The organism is Enterococcus sp. AZ170, from assembly GCF_050545135.1.
Classification (GTDB): Bacteria; Bacillota; Bacilli; order Lactobacillales; family Enterococcaceae; genus Enterococcus_L; species Enterococcus_L ureilyticus.
The window spans coordinates 2,905,075-2,928,674 of the sequence record NZ_CP172947.1 but is presented as its reverse complement, the minus strand read 5'-3'; the positions used below and the strand labels follow the sequence as shown (position 1 = coordinate 2,928,674).

The window sequence follows — 23,600 nt, the reverse complement described above, 5'->3', positions numbered from 1 at the left end:
ATATAAAGATGAAAAATAAGATAAAAAGAATAAGCACTAATTTTTTATTGAAAAATACGTTTGACATTTAGTGAAAAATTTAATAGAATTTGAATTAAAATAACTGAATATTCACGTGTTTAAATTCAAAAAGTAATCGCTTATGAATTTGAAATAGAATTTTCAGCCTTTTTAATATAACAAAATGGAGTGGGTTATGAGTTGGAAAATATACTGATTAATCTATTAGGAGAAAGCGAATATGAAAAAGTTATTCATGAGTTTAATCCAAATAGAAATACGAATTATAAAGATTTGGATTTAGTAACATGGTTTGAACTGGAAGTTCAAAAACATCCGCAAAGAGATGCAGTTAGTATTAGTGGAGAGACTGTGACGTATGAACAATTAGATCAAAGAGCCAATCATATTGCCAAAATATTAGTAGAATCTGGCGTTGGACAAGAAGATCTGATTGGTATTATTTTGAATCGTTCAATTGAATTAGTTAGCACCATTTTAGGTGTTCTCAAATCAGGCGCTGCTTTTTTACCTATAGATCCTGAGAATCCAGAAGAAAGAATCAAGTATATAATCGAAGATAGCCATGTCAAACAAATAATTACAGATAACAATTCAAAAGAAAAATGGGCAACCTCACTAACTAAAAAAGTGATTAGTCCTAACTTTACTACTGCATGCAACAAAGCACCAGCTTTATCTTATTCCCCAAGTCAACTCGCATATGTTATTTATACCTCAGGTACAACAGGCAATCCTAAAGGCGTTATGGTCGAACATAAAGGCTTAGTAAATTTTATTAAGTGGAAACTTGGAACAACAAATTTTGACCAAAAAAGTGTCATGTTACAAAAAGCGACCTGTTCATTTGATGCTGCAGTGGGAGAGATTTTTTTAGGAATCTTGGGAGGTGTCAAGTTACAATTATTAACAGATCAAGAAAATAATAATTTTAGTTTGCTGCTAGATGTTATTCAAAAAAATCAAGTCACACATATGGTTATGATTCCTACAGTACTCTCTGTTTTTTTAGATTATGTGGTCGAAGTGAACAAAGAGTCTTATTTATCTTGCTTGAACACTTTATATATTGCTGGTGAAAAATTAGAAGAAACGCTAGTGAAAAAAATTTGCACAGTGACTTCTCTAAAAAAAGAGAATATTTATAATTTGTACGGCCCAACGGAAGCCTCGATCGGATCAACTTACTTTCATTTAGCTGAGCTGAAAGAGCAAACGGCTGTTTCAATTGGTAAAGGGATTGATAATGCAACAATTTATATTATGAATGGCGATCAACTTTGCGGTGTCGATGAAGCAGGAGAACTGTGTATTGGCGGTGCTGGAGTGGCTCGTGGTTATTTGAATCGTCCAGAATTAACAGCAGAAAAATTTGTTGATCATTATTTTGGTCTACCTGGGAAAATATATAGAACAGGAGACTTGGCTAAATGGCAAAGAGATGGGAATTTAGAATATTTAGGACGAATTGATGAGCAAGTCAAGATCAATGGATTAAGAATAGAACTAAGCGAAATTAAAAATACCTTAGCTAGTTATCCTAAAATTGATGATTCAGCTGTAATTGTTTCTCAAGACAATCAATTACTTGCTTATTACGTTTCTAAAGAAGACTATCAAGAAGACCATTTAAAAGCATATTTAGAGAAAAAATTACCGCTGTATATGGTTCCAAAAAGATTTATAAAAATAGCTGTATTACCTGTAAATAGTAATGGTAAATTAGACAAAGAGAAGCTCCCAGCTATTGAAGATGAACCTAGTGTTTCAGTCCAAACGATCGTAGCAGCTAAAACAGAAAACGAACGTATCCTTATTGAGGTCTTTTCAGCTGTTTTGAATAATAAAAATATTGGGTGTAATCATAACTTTTTTGAAATTGGTGGCGATTCAATCAAAGCAATTAGGATTGTCTCTAAATTAAGGGAACTTGGCTACAATTTAAGTGTTCCTACAATCATGGGTGAAAAAAATCTAGGGGCTATTGCAACTTATATGGAATCTATCCAGCTTGAATCAGTCGAACAAGATGAGCAAATGATTGTGGGGGAAACACCGTTATCTCCGATTCAACAGTACTTTTTTGAGAGTAAACTACCAGAACCAGAACATTTTAACCAGACTTTTTTATTAGAATGTGCCAATCTGCAACCTGACATTTTTGAAAAAGCGCTGCAAGCGGTTTGCAATCATCATGATTTGTTAAGAGCTGTTTATCCAGATGATAAACAAATCATCCAGGAGCCCAATAATTCAGCTTTATTTGAGATGCGTTCATTTGATTTAGCTTGTGAAAAAGCAGATGCTATTTCTGAAAAAATAGAAGAATTAAGTAACAAGCTGCAAGCAAGTTTACATTTAGCAGAGGGTCCATTGATCAAAGTGGGTATGTTTCATACAAAGGAAACATCTTACATTTCATTGATCGTCCATCATTTAATGGTAGATGGCATTTCTTGGCGTATTTTAGTAGAAGATATCAATATAGCCTATAAACAAATTTTAGAAAACAGAGCAGTTGAACTCCCAATGAAAACAGCATCGTTTTCTAAATGGTGTCAGACCTTAGAAGACTTTAGTACCTCAGAAATGCTGGAAAAAGAGCGACCGTATTGGAATAAAATCAGTAAACTAGCCCAACAAGCAAATACGCATTTGTGTGTTCCGCAAAATGATCTTGGTACTGGTTTGGATGAAATCTCGTTATCTAAAGAGTTAACAGAGAATCTTATTTTACATTCCAATAAATCATATAACACAGAAATCAATGATTTATTAGTAACAGCGTTATTTAGAACCATAAACAAACGGACTAAAGCGAACACAATCAGTGTACGAATGGAAGGACATGGCCGTGAACCAATTCATAAGCCAATCCACATTGATCGAACAATCGGTTGGTTTACAACGATATACCCAGTGGTTTGTACTGAGATCGGTAGCACTTTACAACAGGATATAAAAAGAGTCAAAGAAAATCTACGCCGTATCCCCAATCATGGTTTAGGCTATAGTATTTTAGACTGCTATGACGAGCAATTTGAAGGAGTCCAAACTGAAATAACGTTTAATTATCTAGGCGATTTTGAACAAGAATCATCTGATTATGCGATTCAAATCAATCAAGTTGAATATGGCTATCAAATCGCAGAAAATAACCATTTTGGGACGCCAATTTCGATCGATGGTTCATTGAATAATGGGATTATTTCGTTTGTTTTCATTTATGATAAATCACAATGCAGTGAAGCCATGATTAATGAGTTGAAACTATCCTTTGAAGAAGAATTAGCATCAGTAGTAGACCATTGTCTTAATCACGCATTACCGGAAAAAACAGCTTCTGATTTTGGTGAGACCGAATGGAATGAAGAGGAATTTAGACGCGTAGAAATAGCTTTTGCAAAGCAGAATGCTCAAATTGAAAAAATTTACCCTTTAACACCACTACAAGAAGGGCTATTGTTTCATGAATTCGAACAACAATCAGCAAGTGCCTATATCGTTCAGTCCTTGTATGGATTAGGCGATATCAAGGTAGCAGAGTTTAAACAAGCACTTAATTTGTTGGTACAAAAGCATAGTGCGTTAAGAACGACTATTGTTTATAAAGAGGTTAGTGTTCCTAGACAGGTTATTCGTCAACAAGCTATTTGTGCTATTGAAATCATTGATTTGACAGAGTGTTTAGCGAATGAAAAGGCTTTAGAAGCAATCAAAAAAGCAAATATCCAACGAGGTTTTGATCTTGAAACAGATGCTTTATTTCGAATTAAGTTAATAAAGAGTGCGCCAAATAATTACAAAATGTTGATGAGTTTCCATCATATTATTTTGGATGGATGGTGTAATGCCATCTTACTGAATGACTTACGAGACTTCTATGATCAATTATTGGCAGGACAGATTTACGAAGATATCAAGCAAAGACTTGAGCCAGATTATGCTCATGCGGACTATGTGAGTTATTTAATGGAGAGGCCAACGTCTGAGTCAAAAGAATATTGGCATAGATTACTAGAAGATTATACAACGGTTGCAAGTATTTTACCGACAAATGCGATAACTGTCACTTCTGATCAAAATCAAGTCAAACATATTTTGAATACGCGAGACAGTGAGCAGATTCGATCTTTAGCAAAGTCATTAAATACAACCGTTAATACCATTTTTGAAGCAGCTTGGGGACTGTTATTGCAAAACTATACCAATACTGAGGATGTTGTTTTTGGTCAAGTCGTTTCAGGTAGAAATAGTCCAATCGCTAATATTGAGGATAAAGTTGGCTTGTTTATCAATACGATCCCAGTTAGAGTACAAAATCAAAAAAATACTGACTTTAAGACAGTTGTTACTAATTTGCAAATACAATTGAATCAAAGTGGTGCCTATGACTTATATCCCTTAAGTGAGATTCAAAAAGAACATAAGCTAGGAAATAAGCTTGTACAAACAATCGTTGCGTTTGAAAACTATGAGGAAAATGAGTCACCTAAACAAAAAACACCGCAATTTTTATTAGAAGATATTAGAGAAGAGACAAACTATGATCTGACCTTATCCATTCAAAATGGTGAAACATTCGCAATCAGCCTTTTATTTGATGTTGCAAAATATACAGAGCAAGGCGTAGATCACATTCTGACCTATTTTTGTCAATTGGTGAAATCAGTGATAAAAGCGCCAGCACAGCCAATTTCGACAATTGATTTTCTTCCGAAGAATCAGCGAGAATTGATTACCAATCATTTCAATCAAACACCTACAAGTTATCCTGAAAATCGTTCGATTACGGAAATGTTCACAGAAGTTTTATCAAACTATCAAAACCAAACTGCCGTTTCTTCTGAGGACCAAGCATTGACTTATGAACAATTGGATCAACGCTCAACGAATTTAGCACATAAATTGAGAAGTCTTGGTGTTGTCACAGGAGATTTAGTCGCTGTTGTGGCAGAACGGAAAGTAGAAACGGTCATGCTTTTTTTAGGAATTTTAAAAGCTGGTGGGGCATACTTACCAATCGATAGTAATAGTCCGATAGAAAGAATCAATTTCGTTCTCGAAGATGCTAAATGTAAAGTGTTGTGTGATTTTGGACAACAATTAAGTGATACGGAAGAACTTGTGACTTGCACAGTTATTACAAATGAAGCTTTTGATACTGTGGACACAACTAACGCACTCCCTCAAAATAGTGCAGAAGATTTAGCTTATGTTATCTACACTTCTGGTACAACGGGGGTTCCTAAAGGGGTTATGATCACGCATAAAAATGTCTTGCGCTTGGTTAAAAATACAAATTATGTTGATTTTAAAGATACGCATATTTTGCAAACAGGTTCTCTAACTTTTGATGCTTGTACCTTTGAAATCTGGGGGGCATTATTAAACGGCGGCGCCTTATTTATGACGACGGCTAATGTGTTGATGGATCCAAAATCTTTAGAAAATGTCATCGTATCGCAAAAAATCAATACGTTGTTTATGACGACCTCGTTGTTTGTCAACGTTGTGGAAATGCATCCGACAGCCTTTCATTCATTGAAACGAGTACTCGTTGGTGGGGAAAAGATTGTTGCGTCCCCAATCAAACGCTTTAAGGAATATAATCCAGCGGTCAGTATCTGTAATATTTATGGGCCAACTGAAAATACGACTTTTTCTTTGTATGAAGATTTAGACTATGACATTGAGACGCTTATACCGATTGGAAAACCGATCTCAAATACTACAGCTTATGTCATGAAAAATGACCAATTATGCGGCATCGGAATTCCAGGAGAGCTGTATTTAGGCGGAGCAGGTTTGGCAAAAGGCTATTTAAATTTGAAAGACAGTACAGAAGCAAAATTTATACATTCTGATTCAAATCAGCGGTTATATAAAACAGGAGATCTTGCTCGCTGGCTTGAGGATGGTTCGATCGATTATCTTGGACGCGTAGATGATCAAGTGAAAATAAGAGGGTTTAGGATTGAATTAGAAGGCATCACAACAGTCATTAAACAACTTCCGTATGTGAGTAATGCAATGACGATTATTTTCGAAGAAAACGGGCAAAAAGAGATTTGTTCGTATGTCCAATTAGAAGAGCCAGTAGAGATTGAATTGATTCGTCATGAGTTATTACTGAAATTACCACATTATATGGTACCTAAAGTCATCATGCACGTTGAAAAACTTCAACTCAACAAAAACGGAAAAACCGATAAATTATCTTTGCCGACACCTGAAATATCAGAGACCGCACATTTTATAGCACCACGAAATGAAGCAGAGTACATTGTTTGTGAAACATTTGCTGAAATTTTGTCACTGGAAAATGTCAGTGTGACTGATGATTTCTTCAAGTTAGGTGGGCATTCACTTAAAGTAATGCAGTTGTCAGGGCAGTTAGCTACAAAAACTGGCATTAAATTAACCTTAGAAGACATTATGACCGGCCGAACAGTTGAGAAGATTGCATTCAACCTACAAAAAGGAGAAACTTATCGTCCAATCGAACCAGGAACGAGTTTGGAAGTAAGCCCGGCTCAAAAGCGGATCCTTTTAGTAGAGGAAACCTTGAACAATAGTACAACATATAATATTCCAGTTGTCTTAACAATCGAAGGTGAGCTGTCTATTGAAAAATTACAAGCTGCTATACAGCATTTAAGTGAAAAGTATGAAATTTTAAGAACTACCTTTACCTTTAAAGAAGGTCGCTATAGTCAAACCATTGCGAATAAAATAACGATTCCAATATCTAGTTCAGTTGTTAAGAAAGAGGAATTAGACCAGGCTATTTTTGATTGGATTGAACCATTTGATCTAGTCAACGGTCCTTTGATCAAAGGACACGTATTCTCTATTTTACCGCAGGAACAGATTGTGGTTGTGGATATCCACCATGCTATTTTTGATGGTGAATCGATTCCGACCTTTGTTGCCGAATTAGCCGCCTTTTATAATGGAGAAGAAACAAGGGAAATCGGGATTCAGTATAGAGATTATAGTTCATGGAAAAATCAATTGGATTTACAAAAACAAGAAGAATTTTGGCTGGATACATTAGCTGATGCAGAATTAAATACGGAGTTTCCAACTGATTTTAGCAGAGGCTCCGAAGCAAGTTACGCAGGGAAAAGTTTTGCAGTCGAACTGCCAGAAAAACTGAAGCAAAAGATTCAAGAGTTTTGTAAACAACAAGGAATCACTAGCTATATATTTTATGCTGCATTATTTAATTTACTCCTTTCACGATATACCAGAAAAACAGAAATCATTACAGGAACAGCCATTTCAGGTCGGAATCATCCAGATTTGGAACAAATGTTAGGAATGTTTGTAAATACGGTCGCATTAAAACAAGAAGTTGATTCTGATGTTGCATTTACGGATTATGTAAAACAAGTGCAAGCTAATTTCTTTGAAGTTTTTAATAATCAGGATTATCCGTTTGAAAAATTAGTAGAAAAACTTGAAATTAAGCCAAGTCAAACACGGAATCCAATCTTTGATGTGATGTTTTCTTACGAAAACATTGAAGATGTTCATTATTCATTGGGTACGGCTAAGATGAGTTATTATGAACTGCCGAATAATACAGCGAAATTTGATTTAACATTAACGATCAAAGAGCATGCTGAGCAAGTATCAATCAATTGGGATTACAATTTCCAGTTATTCAAAGAAGAAACAATGAAAAAAACATCAGAACATTTTATCATGTTGCTCACGAATGCACTTGATCAGCCAAAAAGTCCCTTAACTGAACTTTCAATGATCGATCAATCAGAAAAAGAAAAAATTTGTTACACATTTAATAACCAAGAACAAACCTCATTGCAGCATGAGACGATTATTTCTTGGTTTGAAGAAAATGTTATAAAATACCCAGACCGTATTGCCGTAGGTATTGAGACGACCGAGGTCACCTATGCTGAATTGAACGAAATGGCAAATGGGATTGCCAAGAGATTAAAAGAAGCAGGTGTGAAAAGACAAGATGTTGTTGGCTTATTATTCCATCGTTCGATTGAATTTGTAGCAGCGATTTATGGTGTATTAAAGATAGGGGCGATGTATCTACCAATTGATGTTGAACTACCAACAAAGAGAATTGATTATATTTTAGAAAATAGTCAGGCAAAAGTGATCTTAACGAACGGGTGGTCGAATTCTTCAGCTATCCAAACGATTGTGGTATCATCGATCGATCGAACAGCAGAAAATTTAGCCTTAAATTGTTCCGGCGAAGATTGTGCCTATATTATTTATACTTCTGGCAGTACTGGACATCCTAAAGGTGTCAAAATCAGACACAATAGTTTGATCAACTTGATTGAATGGCAAAAAGAACAAGGGAAAGTGAATGACCAAAGCGTTATCTTACAAAAAGCAACGTGCTCCTTTGATGCATCGGTATGGGAGATTTTCTTAGCTACATTATCTGGTGCAAAACTACAAATGCTGACAGAAGATGAAAATCAAGATTATGCTAGATTGCTACAAGTGATCCAAACCAAACAGGTCACCCATACACTGATGGTTCCCACTGTTTTTGATTCTATTTTAGAGTATATGAAAGCAGAAAATTTGGCTGAAGCGTTAGATGGACTGGAAAAAATCTATCTAGGTGCAGAAGCTTTAACGACACAATTATTAGAGAAATATGCTGAAGTTACTCAAAACAAAAGGAATCTAACCAAAATCACGAATTTGTACGGTCCAACTGAGATAACCGTTTGTGCTACTTTTTATGAAGTACAGGTTGAAGATTTAAATGATCGTATCGCCATTGGACAACCTATTCAAAATACACAGGTTTATATTATGAATGAAGAAAAACTGTGTGGAATCGATGTTGTAGGAGAAATTTGTGTCGGCGGGGCTGGCGTATTCAAAGAATATTTAGGCTCTGAAAGTCAAACGATGGAAAAACTAATTCCTAGTATCGTTAAGGAAAACGACTATCTCTATCGAACAGGAGATCTCGGAAAAGTAGATGAAAAGGGGCAAATTCACTATCTTGGACGAATCGATAAACAGGTTAAAATTCGTGGGTTTAGAATTGAAATCGAAGAAATTGAAAAAGAATTATTGAAACAGCCAATGATTTCAAGTGCGGCAGTGATCGTCAATGAGCGTCTAGGAAGCCCACAATTATGTGCCTATTTAGTAAGTGAATCAACCTTAACGATTCCAGCGATCTTGGCAGAGCTAAAAGACGTATTCCCTGATTATATGATTCCAAGTTTTATCAAACAAATTGATGAACTGCCTAAAAATCACAATGGTAAATTAGATGAAAAGGCCTTACAAGAAATCCCAATTGAGTATCACACAACAATCGTTCCACCATCAACCAAAGATGAGGCAAAACTATTACCGCTATTTAAAGAGGTCTTAAATGTTGACAATATTGGTATAACGGATAGCTTCTTTGAACTTGGCGGCTATTCGATCAAGGCAGTTGAGCTAACAAGAAGAATCGAAAATGAATTTAGCTTAAGAGTATCTCTAAAAGATATTATGAAAGAACAAAACGTGAAAAACATTGCGAAAATGATTAAGAAAAAAAATAAAAAAGTTTTTCAACCGTTACTAAAAGCTGCTGAGGAGTGCCTAGATGAGTAAAAAATATTTAATGAGTTCCAATCAAAGAAGAATTTATACACTTGAAAAAACACAAGAATCGAGCGTTACGTATAATATGCCGATTATTTTGAAACTTGAAAAAGAGCTGGACTATAACCGCTTAAATCAGGCATTTAATCAGTTATGTGAAAGGCATGAAGCGTTCCGAACAAGTTTCTCGATTGAAAAAGATAAATTTGTCCAAAACATACATCCGCCAGAAATCAGACAAATCGAAAGAATCAAAGGGGATACCAAGAATGAAATGATTGAACAATTTGTTCGACCCTTCGATTTGAACCAAGCACCTCTAATCAGATTAGGAATAGGCAAAGATCAAGAGGGATATACACTGGTGATTATCGATGTTCACCATATTATTTCAGATGGTACCTCGACAGGGATTTTATTAGAAGAATTAAGTGAGCTTTATGATGGAAATGAAATGGACCCAGTTGACCTTCACTATAAAGACTTTTCGGCTTGGCAAAATAGTATAGATTTAGAAGAGCAAGCAGAATTTTGGGAAGCAGAATTTTTCGAACCTTTACCAGAAACAGAGCTGCCAGTTGATTTTAAAAAGCAAAAGAGCCAAAAAGTGAAAGGGAATCATGTAGAGATGAAACTTGATGCTTCGATCAAAGCAAAAATCGAAGCATTCAATAAACAAAAGCAAACAACAAGTTTCATGATCTATTTGACCGCTTTGATGATTTTTCTTACCAAGTTAAATCGTCAAGATCGTGTAGTAATTGGAACTGCTGCACAAGGGCGTAATCATCCTTCAGCACAAGAAATGATCGGCATGTTTGTTAATACTTTGCCAATCATTGGTACTATCGATGATCAGAAAAATTTTACCGAGATCTTAGAAGATGTGAAAAATAAAAGCCTAGATGTTTTTGAAAACCAGGATTATCCGTACGAAAAAATCGCCGCATTAGCTCCTAAAAATCCGATTTTTGATGTGATGTTTTCTTATGAAGTCGGTTATGATGAAACAGTCTATTTAGGTGGTCAACTTGCAAAAATGGAGCAAATTCAGCTAGAGGTGTCAAAATTTGATTTGACGGTCACATTGATCGAGCATGAGACAGACTATACAATCAATTGGGAGTACAATACGGAGCTGTTTAAAGAAGCGACAATTCAGCGATTGGCAGACTATTTTGGTGTGTTGTTAGCTAATTTATTAGCAGAGTCTGAACAGCCTGTTTGCGAGCTTCAATATTTAAATCTGGCACAGATCACTGAAATAAAAGAAACCTTTAATCATTCAAACAGTCACGTCAATCAAGAGGATTTTATTTCACCAATTGAGCAATTTGAAGCGCAAGTACGAAAAAATCCAGAGAAAATGGCTGTTCATTATTTACAAGAACAACTAACTTACAAAGCGTTAAACGAACGAGCAAATGCGGTAGCAAAAGAATTGAAAGCGGAACGGGTCGGGAAAAATGATGTAGTTGCCTTGATCGTTGAACAAACTGCGGAGCTGATAGTAGGTATTCTTGGCATTTTAAAGGCTGGTGCTGCGTATCTCCCAATTACACCAACGACACCGATCGAACGGATCAACTATATCATAAAAGACAGTCAAGCCAAGGCAGTTCTATGTTCACCAACAACGAATCAGCTGGTTGGGAAAGCACTTATTTGCAAACCAACGATTCTACAAGCGGAAAAAAGCCGCCGAGAATCTGTTGAAAGAGAGGCTGTTGCAGGTTCAGATCTAGCCTATATTATTTATACTTCAGGTAGTACTGGAAAGCCGAAAGGTGTAATGATTGAAAATCATTCTTTGATGAACTTGATAGAATGGCAAGAAAAAGAAGGCAATGTAACTGAAAATAGCGTGATTTTACAAAAAGCAATCTATACGTTTGATGCCTCTGTCTGGGAGATTTTTCTAGCACTGCTTTCAGGTGCTTCACTACAAATGTTATCACCGCAACAACACGATGATTTTGGTCAATTACTGGATGTATTTGAAAAGAATCACGTGACACATTTCCTGTTAGTACCAACATTTCTAGAAGCCTTATTAAACTACACGAAAGAAAATAAACGTGAAAAAGCATTTGAACAGATTGAAGCAGCCTATGTAGGCGCTGAAAAAGTGACGAATTTGTTACTTAATCAATTTGTGAGCTGTACGAACAAGAAATTGTCGATCATTCGTAACTTATATGGACCGACAGAAGGAACGGTTTGTGCAACGTATTATCGCTATCCAGATCAGTTGGATAACCAAGATACACTGATAGGAAGTCCTATCCAACAAGCCCAAGTGTACGTGATGAATAACCAGACATATTGTGGTGTTGGAATTCCAGGAGAGTTATGTATCGGGGGTGCTGGTGTTGCCAGAGGTTATTTAAATCAACCAGAATTAACTGCTAAACAATTCGTGTCATTAGAGGACCAAGTGATTTATAAAACAGGTGATTTAGGGAAATATAGAGCTGATGGCTCGATCGATTATCTTGGACGAATCGATCAGCAAGTGAAAATCCGTGGATTTCGTGTGGAGTTAGCGGAAGTCAAGCAAACACTCTTACAAGTGCCAGAAGTAATCTCTGCCGCTGTGACAGTCAGAGTGCAAAAAGAGACAACCTATCTTTGCGCCTATATTGTGACACAACAGTTAGTGGCAGAAAGTACCTTAAAAGATTATTTGGGCCGAACATTACCAGATTATATGGTACCGAATTATTTCATTTTCTTAGAGAAATTACCCATCACTGCAAATGGTAAATTGGATGAAAAACAACTGCCTGAGCCTAAGATAACGAAAGGAAAAGCCTTTTTAAACCCAACAACAGAAACCGAAGAACAAGCAGTGGCTTTGTTCAAAGAGATTTTACAATTAGAGAAAGTCAACCTGTTAGATAGTTTTTATGAACTAGGCGGCGATTCAATTAAAGCAATCCGCATCGTTTCCAAAGCGAGAGAACTTGAGTATCAATTAACCGTTAAAGAAATCATGCAAGCAGGAACCATCAAAGAAATAGCACAGAAAATGAAGCCGATCACTCGAAAAATGGCTCAAGAAATGGTTACAGGCATAGTACCACGTAGCCCGATACAAGAATTTTTTTATTCAAGTTTATTAGACAAGCCAGAACATTTTAACCAGTCACTGATTTTAGAAACAAACTCTTCCTTAGATGAAATGCTGTTGAAAAAAGCTTTAGATGAAATTGTTCAGCATCACGATCTGCTTAGAATGACGGTGGATCAAGAAATGGAACAAAGAATTGAAGCCTGGGAGCCAACAAAAAACTATGAGTTTCATTCTTTCCAGCTAAATGAGAGTGTGCTGGATATAGCGAAAGAACTCCATACAATCGGAGCACCTTTTCAAGCAATGTTTACATTTGAGCGATCGCCGCTACTTAGGATTTTAGTTTTTCACACTAAAAATAAGACCTATCTTTGGGTTCAAATGCACCATTTGATCGTGGATGCTGTTTCATGGCAAATCTTTATTGAAGATTTAAATAATAGCTATGAACAGTTGAAGAAGGGCCAAAGAATCCAACTTCCACAAAAAACAATTTCTTATTCAGCTTGGAGTGCTGGCTTGAGTGAGCTAACAACGCGATATGAAATCAGCAAAGATGAGGCCTATTGGCAAGAAATCAATCAGAAAATTGCCCACACAGCGATTTTTGATCGTGACAGTCCTTCGATTCAAAGCCATACAATGACCTTTGCGTTAGGAATAGCAGAAACCAAGCAGCTTCGCTTTGAAGCAAACAAGGCGTTTTCTACGGAAATCAGCGATTTACTGTTGACGGCCTTGGCTAACGCTTTAGAAACGACTGTTGGTCAATCTAGTCTTTCTATTACATTAGAAGGTCACGGTCGTGAATTTTTTGACTCAATAGGCTCTGTTGACAGAACGATTGGTTGGTTTACTTCGATGTATCCTCTAGTAGTTACAGTGGCAAAAACGTTACCTGAAACAATTAAAAGTGTGAAAGAATCGATTCGAAAAATACCTAATAAAGGGATGAGTTACGGTTTACTAAGAACATATACTGATAAAATCACAAATAAAAAAACAGATGTGGTCTTTAATTATCTTGGAGAGCTAGGCGAAAGAGTAGAGGGGACAAAGCCATTTACCATCAGTACCATTAAAAATGTAAAGGATAGTGCTAAAGAAAATACGATCGGAAGCCCGTTGTCTGTGAACTGCTATATTCAAAATGGACAATTGATTACTGATTTAGTTTATATGGAACCGATTCTTTCACATGAACAAATGCTTGCAATCAGTAATAGCTATCAAGAAGAACTCACTGCCGTTGCAACTTATTGCGCAACGATTGCGAAACCACAAAAAACCGCTTCTGATCTAGGTGAGCTTTCATGGAATCAGGTTGAATTTGATATTGCACAACAAAAAGCAGAGGAACTTGGCATTGGGGAAATGCAGCGCATCATTCCATTAACTTCAATGCAAGAAGGGTTACTATACCATAAATTATTGGATGAAACTTCGACCAGTTATGTTATTCAATGTTCTTACGATGTAAACGGGCAAATGAATGACAGCATACTTATAGAAAGTTTAAAAGTACTTGCTGAAAAACATCCTGCATTGAAAACCAATATCATGTATAAAGATATCAAAAATCCAAGACAAGTGATCTTTGCGAATCGTTTATTGGAAAGTGCAAGATTGGACTTTTCTAAAGATAGAAACGCCGATGAACGATTTATACAATTCAAAATCGCAGATGTAGAAAGAGGTTTTGATTTAGAGCAAGAGGCACTATTTAGAGTGACGTTGGTAGATTTGCCAAAAGGGCAACGACTTATTTTCACGTTTCATCATATTATTATGGATGGTTGGTGTTTGTCGATTGTTTTGAATGATTGGATGCAGATTTATGAAGCGTTACAAAGTGGTGAAGAACCAATCACTTTGGCTCAAATTGAACCGGATACGGTGTACGAAGACTATGCAAGAACAGTAGCTGACTTAGATAAAAAAGCAAGCTTAGGTTATTGGGAAAACTTACTAGAAGGATACGAAACACAGGCTAGTTTTACAGGAATGTATCCTAAAAGTGAGAACAATGCTGAGGTCAAAGCGATTTTTGAATCACTTTCGCAAGAAGAAACAAAGGTACTTCAAGCGTTTGCTAAACAAAATAACGTTACATTAAACACGATTGTCGAGGCAATTTGGGGTCTTATCTTACAACGTTATAATCATACAGATGATGTCGTTTTCGGGAAAATGGTTTCTGGTAGAAACTTACAATTAGCAGGAATTGAGCAAGCTGTGGGCTTATTTATCAATGCCATTCCTGTTAGAGTGAAAACGGAGGAAAGTGATTCGTTCGCAACTTTGGTCAAAACGATTCAACAACAATCGATCGAAAGTGATGAGCATACGTATTGTTCCTTATCTGAAATTCAAAATAGAAGCTTATTGGGCAAAGAATTGATCCATACAATCGTGGTTTTTGAAAATTTTGCTGTTCAAGAAGCCAATGAAGCAGTAAATTTACTAGGGGAAATGGAAGACTATCGCGAACAAACCAGTTATCCAATCTCTTTAAGTGTGGGTGCCTCAGATGAGTTGAGTTTTAAATTAATGTTTGACGAACGCTTATTTACAGAAGTCGAGGCCAAGCTTATTTTATCTCGCATTAGTTGTGCTTTAAAAGAGCTAGTGCAAAATCCAACATTGAATTGTGAGGATTTTTCTCTAGTGAATGCAGCGGAACAAGAACAAGTAGTCGTTGATTTTAATCCAAAAGAACAAGAGAAAAATAGCTATCCGACTATTCTAAGTGCGTTAAAAGAGCAAGCGAGTGCGTGTCCTGAGCAAATCGCCGTTGTGTTTGAACAAGAGCAGCTGACCTATGCTCAATTAGAAGAAAAATCAACACTTCTAGCAAAACGTCTAGTTGCAGCAGATATAGGGAAAACAGGCTTTATTGGTTTATATAGTGAGCGAACGATCGAAATGGTGGTTGGAATTTATGGAATCATGAAGGCTGGAGCAGCATATATTCCGCTTTCACCAACATTGCCGGAAGAAAGAATTGCTTATATTCTAGCAGATAGCGGGATTGAGTTTGTATTGAATGGAACAAAGGAGCATTTGCCGGCAATAGAAGCTTCTGTACTCGATTTTACAGTGACTAGTTTACAAAGCAACCTATTCGATCAAACACTATTACCTGAGCTTACGCCTGATGACAAGGCTTATGTGATCTATACTTCTGGTACAACAGGTAATCCTAAAGGGGTCACAGTTGGACATGCTTCTTTGATGAATTTAGTCCATTGGCAAACGAACTATTTTGAGCTTGATGGGAGTCAGACGATTTTACAGCAATTTTCATTTATCTTTGATGGTTCAGTATTTGAATTATTTGCAGGGTGCTTAGTGGGCGGAACGTTGGAAATTATATCAGACGAAGTCAAAAATGATCCTGATCGTTTCCTGAAAAAATTAGATCAAAAAATCTTGATCACAGTTCCCTCTGTCTTTAAACTGTTATTGGAATTTGCAGAAGAAAATGACCGTCAGCATGAAATCAATCAACTAAGCAAAGTCGGATTAGCTGGAGAAGCCACTACCATGGCGTTAGTTGAGAAGTTTTATCACGTGATGACGCAAGGGAAAACAGCTCTTTATAATCTCTACGGTCCAACGGAAACAACTGTCTGCGCGTCAGCCTATCAAGTAACCAATCAATTATACAAATCAGTACCGATTGGTCAAGCGATTGCTAACTCTAAGTTGTTTGTCTTCCAAAAAGATAAGTTGTGCGGCATTGGTATGCTAGGTGAATTGTGTATCAGTGGAGATAATTTAGCATTGGATTATGTAAATAACCCACAGACGACCACTGAAAAATTTGTGCAAAATCCTGTGATACCGACAGAGCGGATGTATCGTTCGGGTGATTTAGTGAGATGGCAGGAAGATGGTGTGATTCAATATGTAGGACGAATTGATGAGCAAGTCAAAATTCGTGGTTTTAGAATTGAATTAGGTGAAATCGAAAACCAATTAGGCTTAATTCCAGCTGTGTGGGATGCTTGTGTGATCACACGAATGATCAATCAAGAGCTAGCTATTTGTGCTTATATTGTTACAAATAAAACAGTGACAGTTTCCGAGATCAAAGAACTGTTGAAAAAGGTGTTGCCGGATTATATGGTCCCAGCGTATATCACAATGGTTGACAAGTTGCCTGTGACAAAAGCAGGTAAAATCGATAAACGAAATCTACCTGAACCCGAACAAGTGCAACGTGTTTCTTATGAAGCGCCAAGAGATGAAACGGAAGCTGCGATTTGCGGTTTGTTCGAAGAACTATTGGACGTCGAGCAAGTTGGGCTCAATGACGATTTCTTTGAATTAGGCGGACATTCTTTAAAAGCTGTTCATTTAGCCAATGGGATTTCAAAATTCTCAGGCGTAAAGGTTCCTTTAAGCGATATTCTTCAAGAAAAAAATGTTCGAAGTTTAGCAGAAAAAATCAAAGAATTAGTAGCTACAGGATCGTTGGCACTTGATAGCATTGAAATTGTGGATGATGAGGAGTTGTAAAGGTGAGTAAAAAATATTTAATGAGCTCTGCTCAAAAAAGAATTTATACGATTGAGCAAGTACAAGGAGAGAGTATCACATACAATATCCCGATTGCTTTTCAAGTATCTCAGCCAGTTGACTTAACGAAATTGACAAAATCTTTAAATGAATTGATTGAACGTCATCAAGTATTAAGGACGTATTTTGAAATGATTGATGGAAAATTTGGTCAAATCGTAGAAGAAGAACATCAAGTGACAATTGAGAAAATCGTAGATTCCTCCAAACCATTGTCTGTAGTACTTGATGAATTTGTTCGACCGTTTAAAATCGATACTTTACCTTTGTTACGAGTGTGCTACTGCACACTTGTAACAGGGGAACAGTATTTACTATTTGATGCACATCATATTATTATGGATGGCGGATCGATGGGACTGTTCTTAGAAGAATTGAGTCGTTTATACAATGATGAATTATTACCACCGATGAAGTTGCAGTATAAGGACTATAGTGCTTGGCATAGAAAAAAAGAGCAGCAGACGAGCAAACAATTTTGGCTTGATGAATTTTCAAATGGATTACCAGAGTTTGAATTATTCTATGATTATCCTCGTCCAAAAGAAAGAGAATATTTGGGGGATACCGTCAGTACAAGTTTAGCACCAGAGCAGGTCAAGCTGTTGTCTCAATTAGCTGAAAAAACGAGTACCACCAACTATATGATTTTTATTGCATGTTTTATGATTTTCCTATCAAAATATTCTGGCAGTGAAGAGGTTGTAATTGGTACAACGGTCTCTGGACGAGATCATCCTGATATTCAAAACTTATTAGGTATGTTTGTAAATACTGTGCCAATCAACGATACTATTCATGGAAACGAAGATTTTATTACCTATTTAGAGCGAGTAAAACGTAAAATAATTGGGATTTTTGATCACCAAGACTATCCATTAGATGAGATTGTTGAAGCGTTAAAAGCTCCAGTGTGCGAAAATAAAAATCCGATTTTTAATATATTATTCAATTACCAAAGTAATGGTCAGTTAGATGTCGCTTTGGGTGATAGTAAATTAACGGAAGTAGATAGAGATTCTCACGTAGCAAAATTTGATTTGACGTTTAATTTAGGGATTGCTGACAATCAAGTAGAGCTTGTTTGGGAATACGATGTGAACTTATTGAAAAAATCAACTGTTGAACGAATGCAGCGCCATTTTGTGACCTTGATGAGCGCTATTTTAGCAGATACAACCAAACTAATTAGCAAAGTGACTTGTTTAGAGCAAGAGGAAATCAAGCAAATTGTGACTGAATTTAATCAACCAGATTACGAATTACCAAAAGAGGCGACAGTGATTAACTCTTTTAATCAGCAGGTGAAAAAAATGCCAACGCATCTTGCCTTAGCAAGTACCGAGCGAACACTCACGTACGCTGAATTAAACGAGCAGGCAACGAAAATCGCTGCACTAATTCAAGCTAAACAAGCAGAATCAACGATTGTTGCGATCGTTGCTGCTAGAGAAATTCAAACGATCATTGCGTATCTAGGAATTTTAAAGGCTGGTTGTGCGTATCTTCCATTAGACCCCAAAAATCCCAAAAAAAGAAACTTAGAAATCATAGAAAAAAGCCAGGCGAGTCTATTGATCGATTTTACTGTGGATGAACCAGACGATACTCTTGCTATAAGCCAGCTAACAGCGAGAGATTTAAAGCCGACGCAACCGATGCCAGACTTCCAACCAATCTCGCTGACAAAAGACGTATTAGCCTACGTAATTTATACCTCGGGGACAACTGGAGAGCCTAAAGGAACGATGATCGAGCATAAAAGTATTATTCGTTTGGTCAAAGACCCTAATTATGTTCAATTGAATCAACCAAATATACTTCAAACAGGCTCGTTGACTTTTGATGCCAGTACCTTTGAAATTTGGGGTGCGTTGTTAAACGGCGGTACGCTGTATTTATCCGAAATTGAAAATTTAGTTGACCCAGACAAACTAAAAAACATGATCGAAATGTGGGAAATCGAGGTCATGTGGTTGACGGCTTCCTTGTTTAACCAGTTAATTTCGATAAATGAGCACGCTTTTTCAGCACTGGATTATTTACTGATCGGTGGCGAAAAGCTGTCGACATATCATGTTTCCAAATTTAAGCAAGCCAATCAAAAGACGCATTTGATCAATGGTTATGGTCCAACCGAATGTACAACGTTTGCCTTGACCTATGAAATCGAGAACACTTTTGCCCAAATGATTCCGATCGGCAAGCCAATCAACTATACTAAGGGACTGATATTTTCTGATGATGCCCTTTGTGGAATCGGTATGCCTGGGGAATTATATCTAGGTGGTGAAGGTTTAGCCAAAGGGTATTTGGGTAAAGAAGAATTGACTAATGAAAAATTCGTAGAAAATCCCTTTAACTCTGCTGAAAAACTGTATAAGACCGGTGATTTGGTCCGTTGGAATCAAGCCGGGCAAATTGAATTTCTAGGTAGAATCGACCAACAAGTAAAAATTCGAGGCTTTAGAATAGAGTTAAAAGAAATCGAAGCACACTTATTAGCTATTGCTGAAATTAAAGAAGCCGCAGTAAAAATGATTGAAGTGGAAAATACCTCAGAAAAACAATTACTTGCTTATATTAGTACGACAAGTGACATATCGGAAAAACAAATAAAAGCTTATTTACGAACACAACTTCCAGAATATATGATTCCCAAAGCTATTGTCCTATTAGATGCGTTACCAACCACTAAAAATGGGAAACTAGCAGTTAATCAATTGCCCAATCAGATCACTAACCTGGTGTTAGAGGAAAAGGAAGTACCTGAAACGCAGTTACAATCAGATATCTTGATGATTTTTAAAGAAATCTTAAATCTTGAGTTGATCGGGATAAATGAAGATTTCTACGATCTCGGTGGTGACTCGATCAAGGCGATCCGGATCGTATCGAAATTAAAAGAGCAAGGTTATGCTGTAACGATCAATGATATTTTACGTCAACGCACAATCAAGGAGTTAAGCAACAATCTTAAACAAAATCAAAAAGTAGCATTCGATCAAAGTGCAGTGACAGGCGAAGTTCTTTTGACACCGATCCAAAAGAAATTCATGGATGAACAATTAGCTGAGCCCAATCACTTTAACCAATCAATCATGCTTGAATGTTCAACTGAGCAGCTAGATAAAAAGAAAGTAGAAACGGCATTACAAGCAGTAATGAGGCATCATGATATGCTCAGGGCTATTTATGACGAGAAGCAGACCATTTGTCCGGTAGATACAGTAGCGTCGTTTTCTGTAGAACACATAATTATTGAGCAAGAGAGCCAGTTAATCGATTGGTTTGATACAACAAGTGATAGTTATCAAGTAATGCAAAAAATGAGCAATGCAGCACAAGCAGATCTTTCATTGTCGGATGGCAAGGTATTTAAAGCAGTTATTTATCAATTTAACGATCAGAGTTTCTTGTTATTAATTGCTCATCATCTTGTTGTAGATACTATTTCTTGGAAGATCATCATAGAAGATCTTGAGACAGCATATAAAAATGTACTACTTGATCAGAAAATCAAACTACCATTGAAAACAATGTCTTATCAAAAATGGAGCCAAGAACTTGTTGATTACAGTAAAAGTGAGGCACTAACGCAAGAACTCCCTTTCTGGCAAGAAACAGCCGCAATTGTTGAAAAAAGCCAGTTACCGCTGCAAAAAAATAGCGAATCAATGAATCAACTAACCATTTTATCAACACAGCTGGGAACTACAAAAACAGCTGAATTATTAACACAAAAAAATAGTTATAACCATTTTTATGTCAATGAAATTTTGATTGCCGCATTAACAAGAGCACTCGCAAGTGTCACTGGAAATCCAGCAGTTTCGTTATTGATGGAAGGCCATGGAAGAGAGCAGTTGACAGACGCAATCGAAATCGATCGAACGGTCGGTTGGTTTACAGTCACTTATCCAGTTGCATTTTCATTAGGAAATGGAAGTATAGAAGCTGATATTTTAGAAGTAAATCGTGCGTTGAAAGCCATTCCTAAAAGTGGTATTGGCTATGGGTTAGCTAAATCTGTCTTACCTGAAATTGCGAAGATCGAACCGATGGTTACTTTCAATTATTCAGGAGAATTTAATGAAACACAACAAGGAGAGCAACTGTTTACGATGAGCCCCGCTCCCCAAGGGAATGAAGTTAGTTCGAATAATCATTTTGGAACACCGATCGCTGTAAATTTAGTCATTGTAGATAAGAATCTAAATAGTAATATCGTTTATGACAATCGCCTTTTCTCAGAAAGTTTTATCCAAAGTATAAATGAACAATTTTTGAAAGAAATCGATCAGATTGTTCACTTTTTAAATTTTGAGGACAAAAAAGCTGTAGACGAAGACAATTTATTTGCTCCAATCCGCTGGGACAATCATCCAATAAAACAAACATTTAAACCAAACGCGATGCAGACAATGTTTTTAGACACGTTACAAGAAACAATGGTGTATGCCACATTTGAATTACCAACAACGGATCAAACAGTAATAAGTGCCTCTTTAAAACAGGTGATCCAAAAGCAACCTTTTCTACGAACCAGTTATGAAAAACAAGGAAAAGAATATCTTTTATATGAACATCAATTTTCCGAGAGCTTTACTATCCCTTTTCTTGATTTAAGTTTGAGAAATGAAGAAGAAAGTCGTTCTTTCCTGCAAGAAATCAAAGAAAAAATGGTTGTAAGGTTCAAAAAAGAGACGTCAAATGCGCTCTATCAAATGTTATTAACAAAAGTCAATGAAAGAACCACGATTTTACATGTACTGATTTCGCATAGTATTTGGGATAAATATAGTGACACAGTTTTCTATAATCAGTTAAAAGAGGGCCTTTTGACTCATCCAGAAAACCAAACAGCTATACCTGAATTTACCCCCCACACACCTCAAATCAATGAGGGAACAAAGTTGGGTGGGCTACAAGATTATTTGATGTTATTTAAGCAACTAAAAGAAAGCAGTCAAAATCAGCAAAAAATGGGAGATATCTTTTCTATTCGTTTATCTACACTAATTTTAGGAGATAAAACAAAAGAATATTATGCTAAAAATCAATGGTCGTTGATTATGTATCTAGCACAAGCGATTATTCGAAAAAACCATGGAATCAGTGATATTCAATCAATTCCTGTTTATGTGGTACAGGAGAATAGGACATATATGCCAGCAACTTTTGCACAAACGATTGGTCCATACATTGATTTATGGCCAGTAGTGCTGAAGAAACCGACAAGTGGCAATTTTAATGACGTAGAACAGCAGTTGAATCAATTACAACAAATTAAGTTAGACACTCAAATCAGTTTGATTGATGAATTAAGTAAGCTTGATCGCCATTATACCGACAAATCGATCTATTCGATCAACAATCAAACGATTTTTGAATTCACCCCCGAAACGTTAGCGATTGCTAGAAAACAAGTAGACGCTCTAGATCAGGTCAATGGTTTCGAAATCGTTATCAACAAATATTCTGATCAATTAGTACTGATTTATCCAGAAAATACGAAGCAAGAAAATCAATTAGGAACAGTGCTCCAAGCAATGTGTGATCAATTGGAGCTAGCATTATGATGTCCTACGAAGATAGGAGAAAGCCAATGATTCAGTTAGTTATGTTTCCTTATGCAGGTAGTATCGTAAATCCTTATAAAGAATGGCTAGAATTGAATGATGAACAATTTGAAATTATTCAAATTGAATATGATGGGCGTGGACGCAGAAGTTTTGCAGATAGGCCATTGACGTGGCGGGCATTGATCGACAAAACACTTAAACAAGTGTTAGATTGTGTGGATTTTACCAGAGAATATATATTATTTGGGCATAGTATGGGGGCTAGAGTGGTTGCAGATATTTATAAAAAACTCATCGCTAGGGCAATCAAACAGCCTAAATGTCTGATATTTTCAGGAACAGAAATATTTCGGTCAAAGAGTTATGAATCAATCTTAAGTGCGCCAGTCAAGAAGTTTAATCAGTTTTTCTTTCAATTAGGTGGAATTCCAAAAGAAGTTTTTCAAGAGGTGGAACTTTTAGAATTAGTAACGGACTATCTGAGAGAAGACCTGGTTTTATTGAATCAATTTAAGTTTAACTGGACCAAGCAAGAGATAGGTTGTTCTGTTCTTATTTTGAATGGTACACAAGAAGCTAGTAGTGAATTAGATCAGTGGATCGAACTGATAGGTGAAAATTGTCAACAGTTATTTTTTCAAGGAGACCATTTTTTTATCCGAAATAATGTTCAGGAGATTCTTTTTGCAATTAAACGAAAATTAGATGAAATCAAGTAG

At 36.4% G+C, this 23,600-nt stretch carries 4 protein-coding genes; all 4 read left to right on the top strand.

Annotated features, from left to right (window positions below; all coding sequences use genetic code 11):
• The first annotated feature begins 201 nt into the window (after positions 1-201).
• From IGJ55_RS14100 to IGJ55_RS14085, 4 genes are read left to right on the top strand one after another with little or no spacing between them, the layout of a single operon-like run.
• On the top strand, positions 202-9,645 hold the full coding sequence (locus IGJ55_RS14100; RefSeq protein WP_430606678.1) for an amino acid adenylation domain-containing protein: 9,444 nt from the start codon (positions 202-204) through the stop codon (positions 9,643-9,645).
• On the top strand, positions 9,638-17,236 hold the full coding sequence (locus IGJ55_RS14095) for an amino acid adenylation domain-containing protein (protein ID WP_430606677.1): 7,599 nt from the start codon (positions 9,638-9,640) through the stop codon (positions 17,234-17,236). The genes IGJ55_RS14100 and IGJ55_RS14095 overlap by 8 nt, the downstream gene beginning before the upstream one ends.
• Positions 17,237-17,238: 2 nt before the next feature.
• Entirely contained in the window at positions 17,239-22,878 is a 5,640-nt protein-coding gene (locus IGJ55_RS14090; protein WP_430606676.1) for an amino acid adenylation domain-containing protein, read from the top strand.
• A 26-nt stretch (positions 22,879-22,904) separates the two neighbouring features.
• Positions 22,905-23,600 (top strand): thioesterase II family protein, encoded by a 696-nt coding sequence (locus IGJ55_RS14085; protein WP_069639375.1) that lies wholly within the window; start codon positions 22,905-22,907, stop codon positions 23,598-23,600.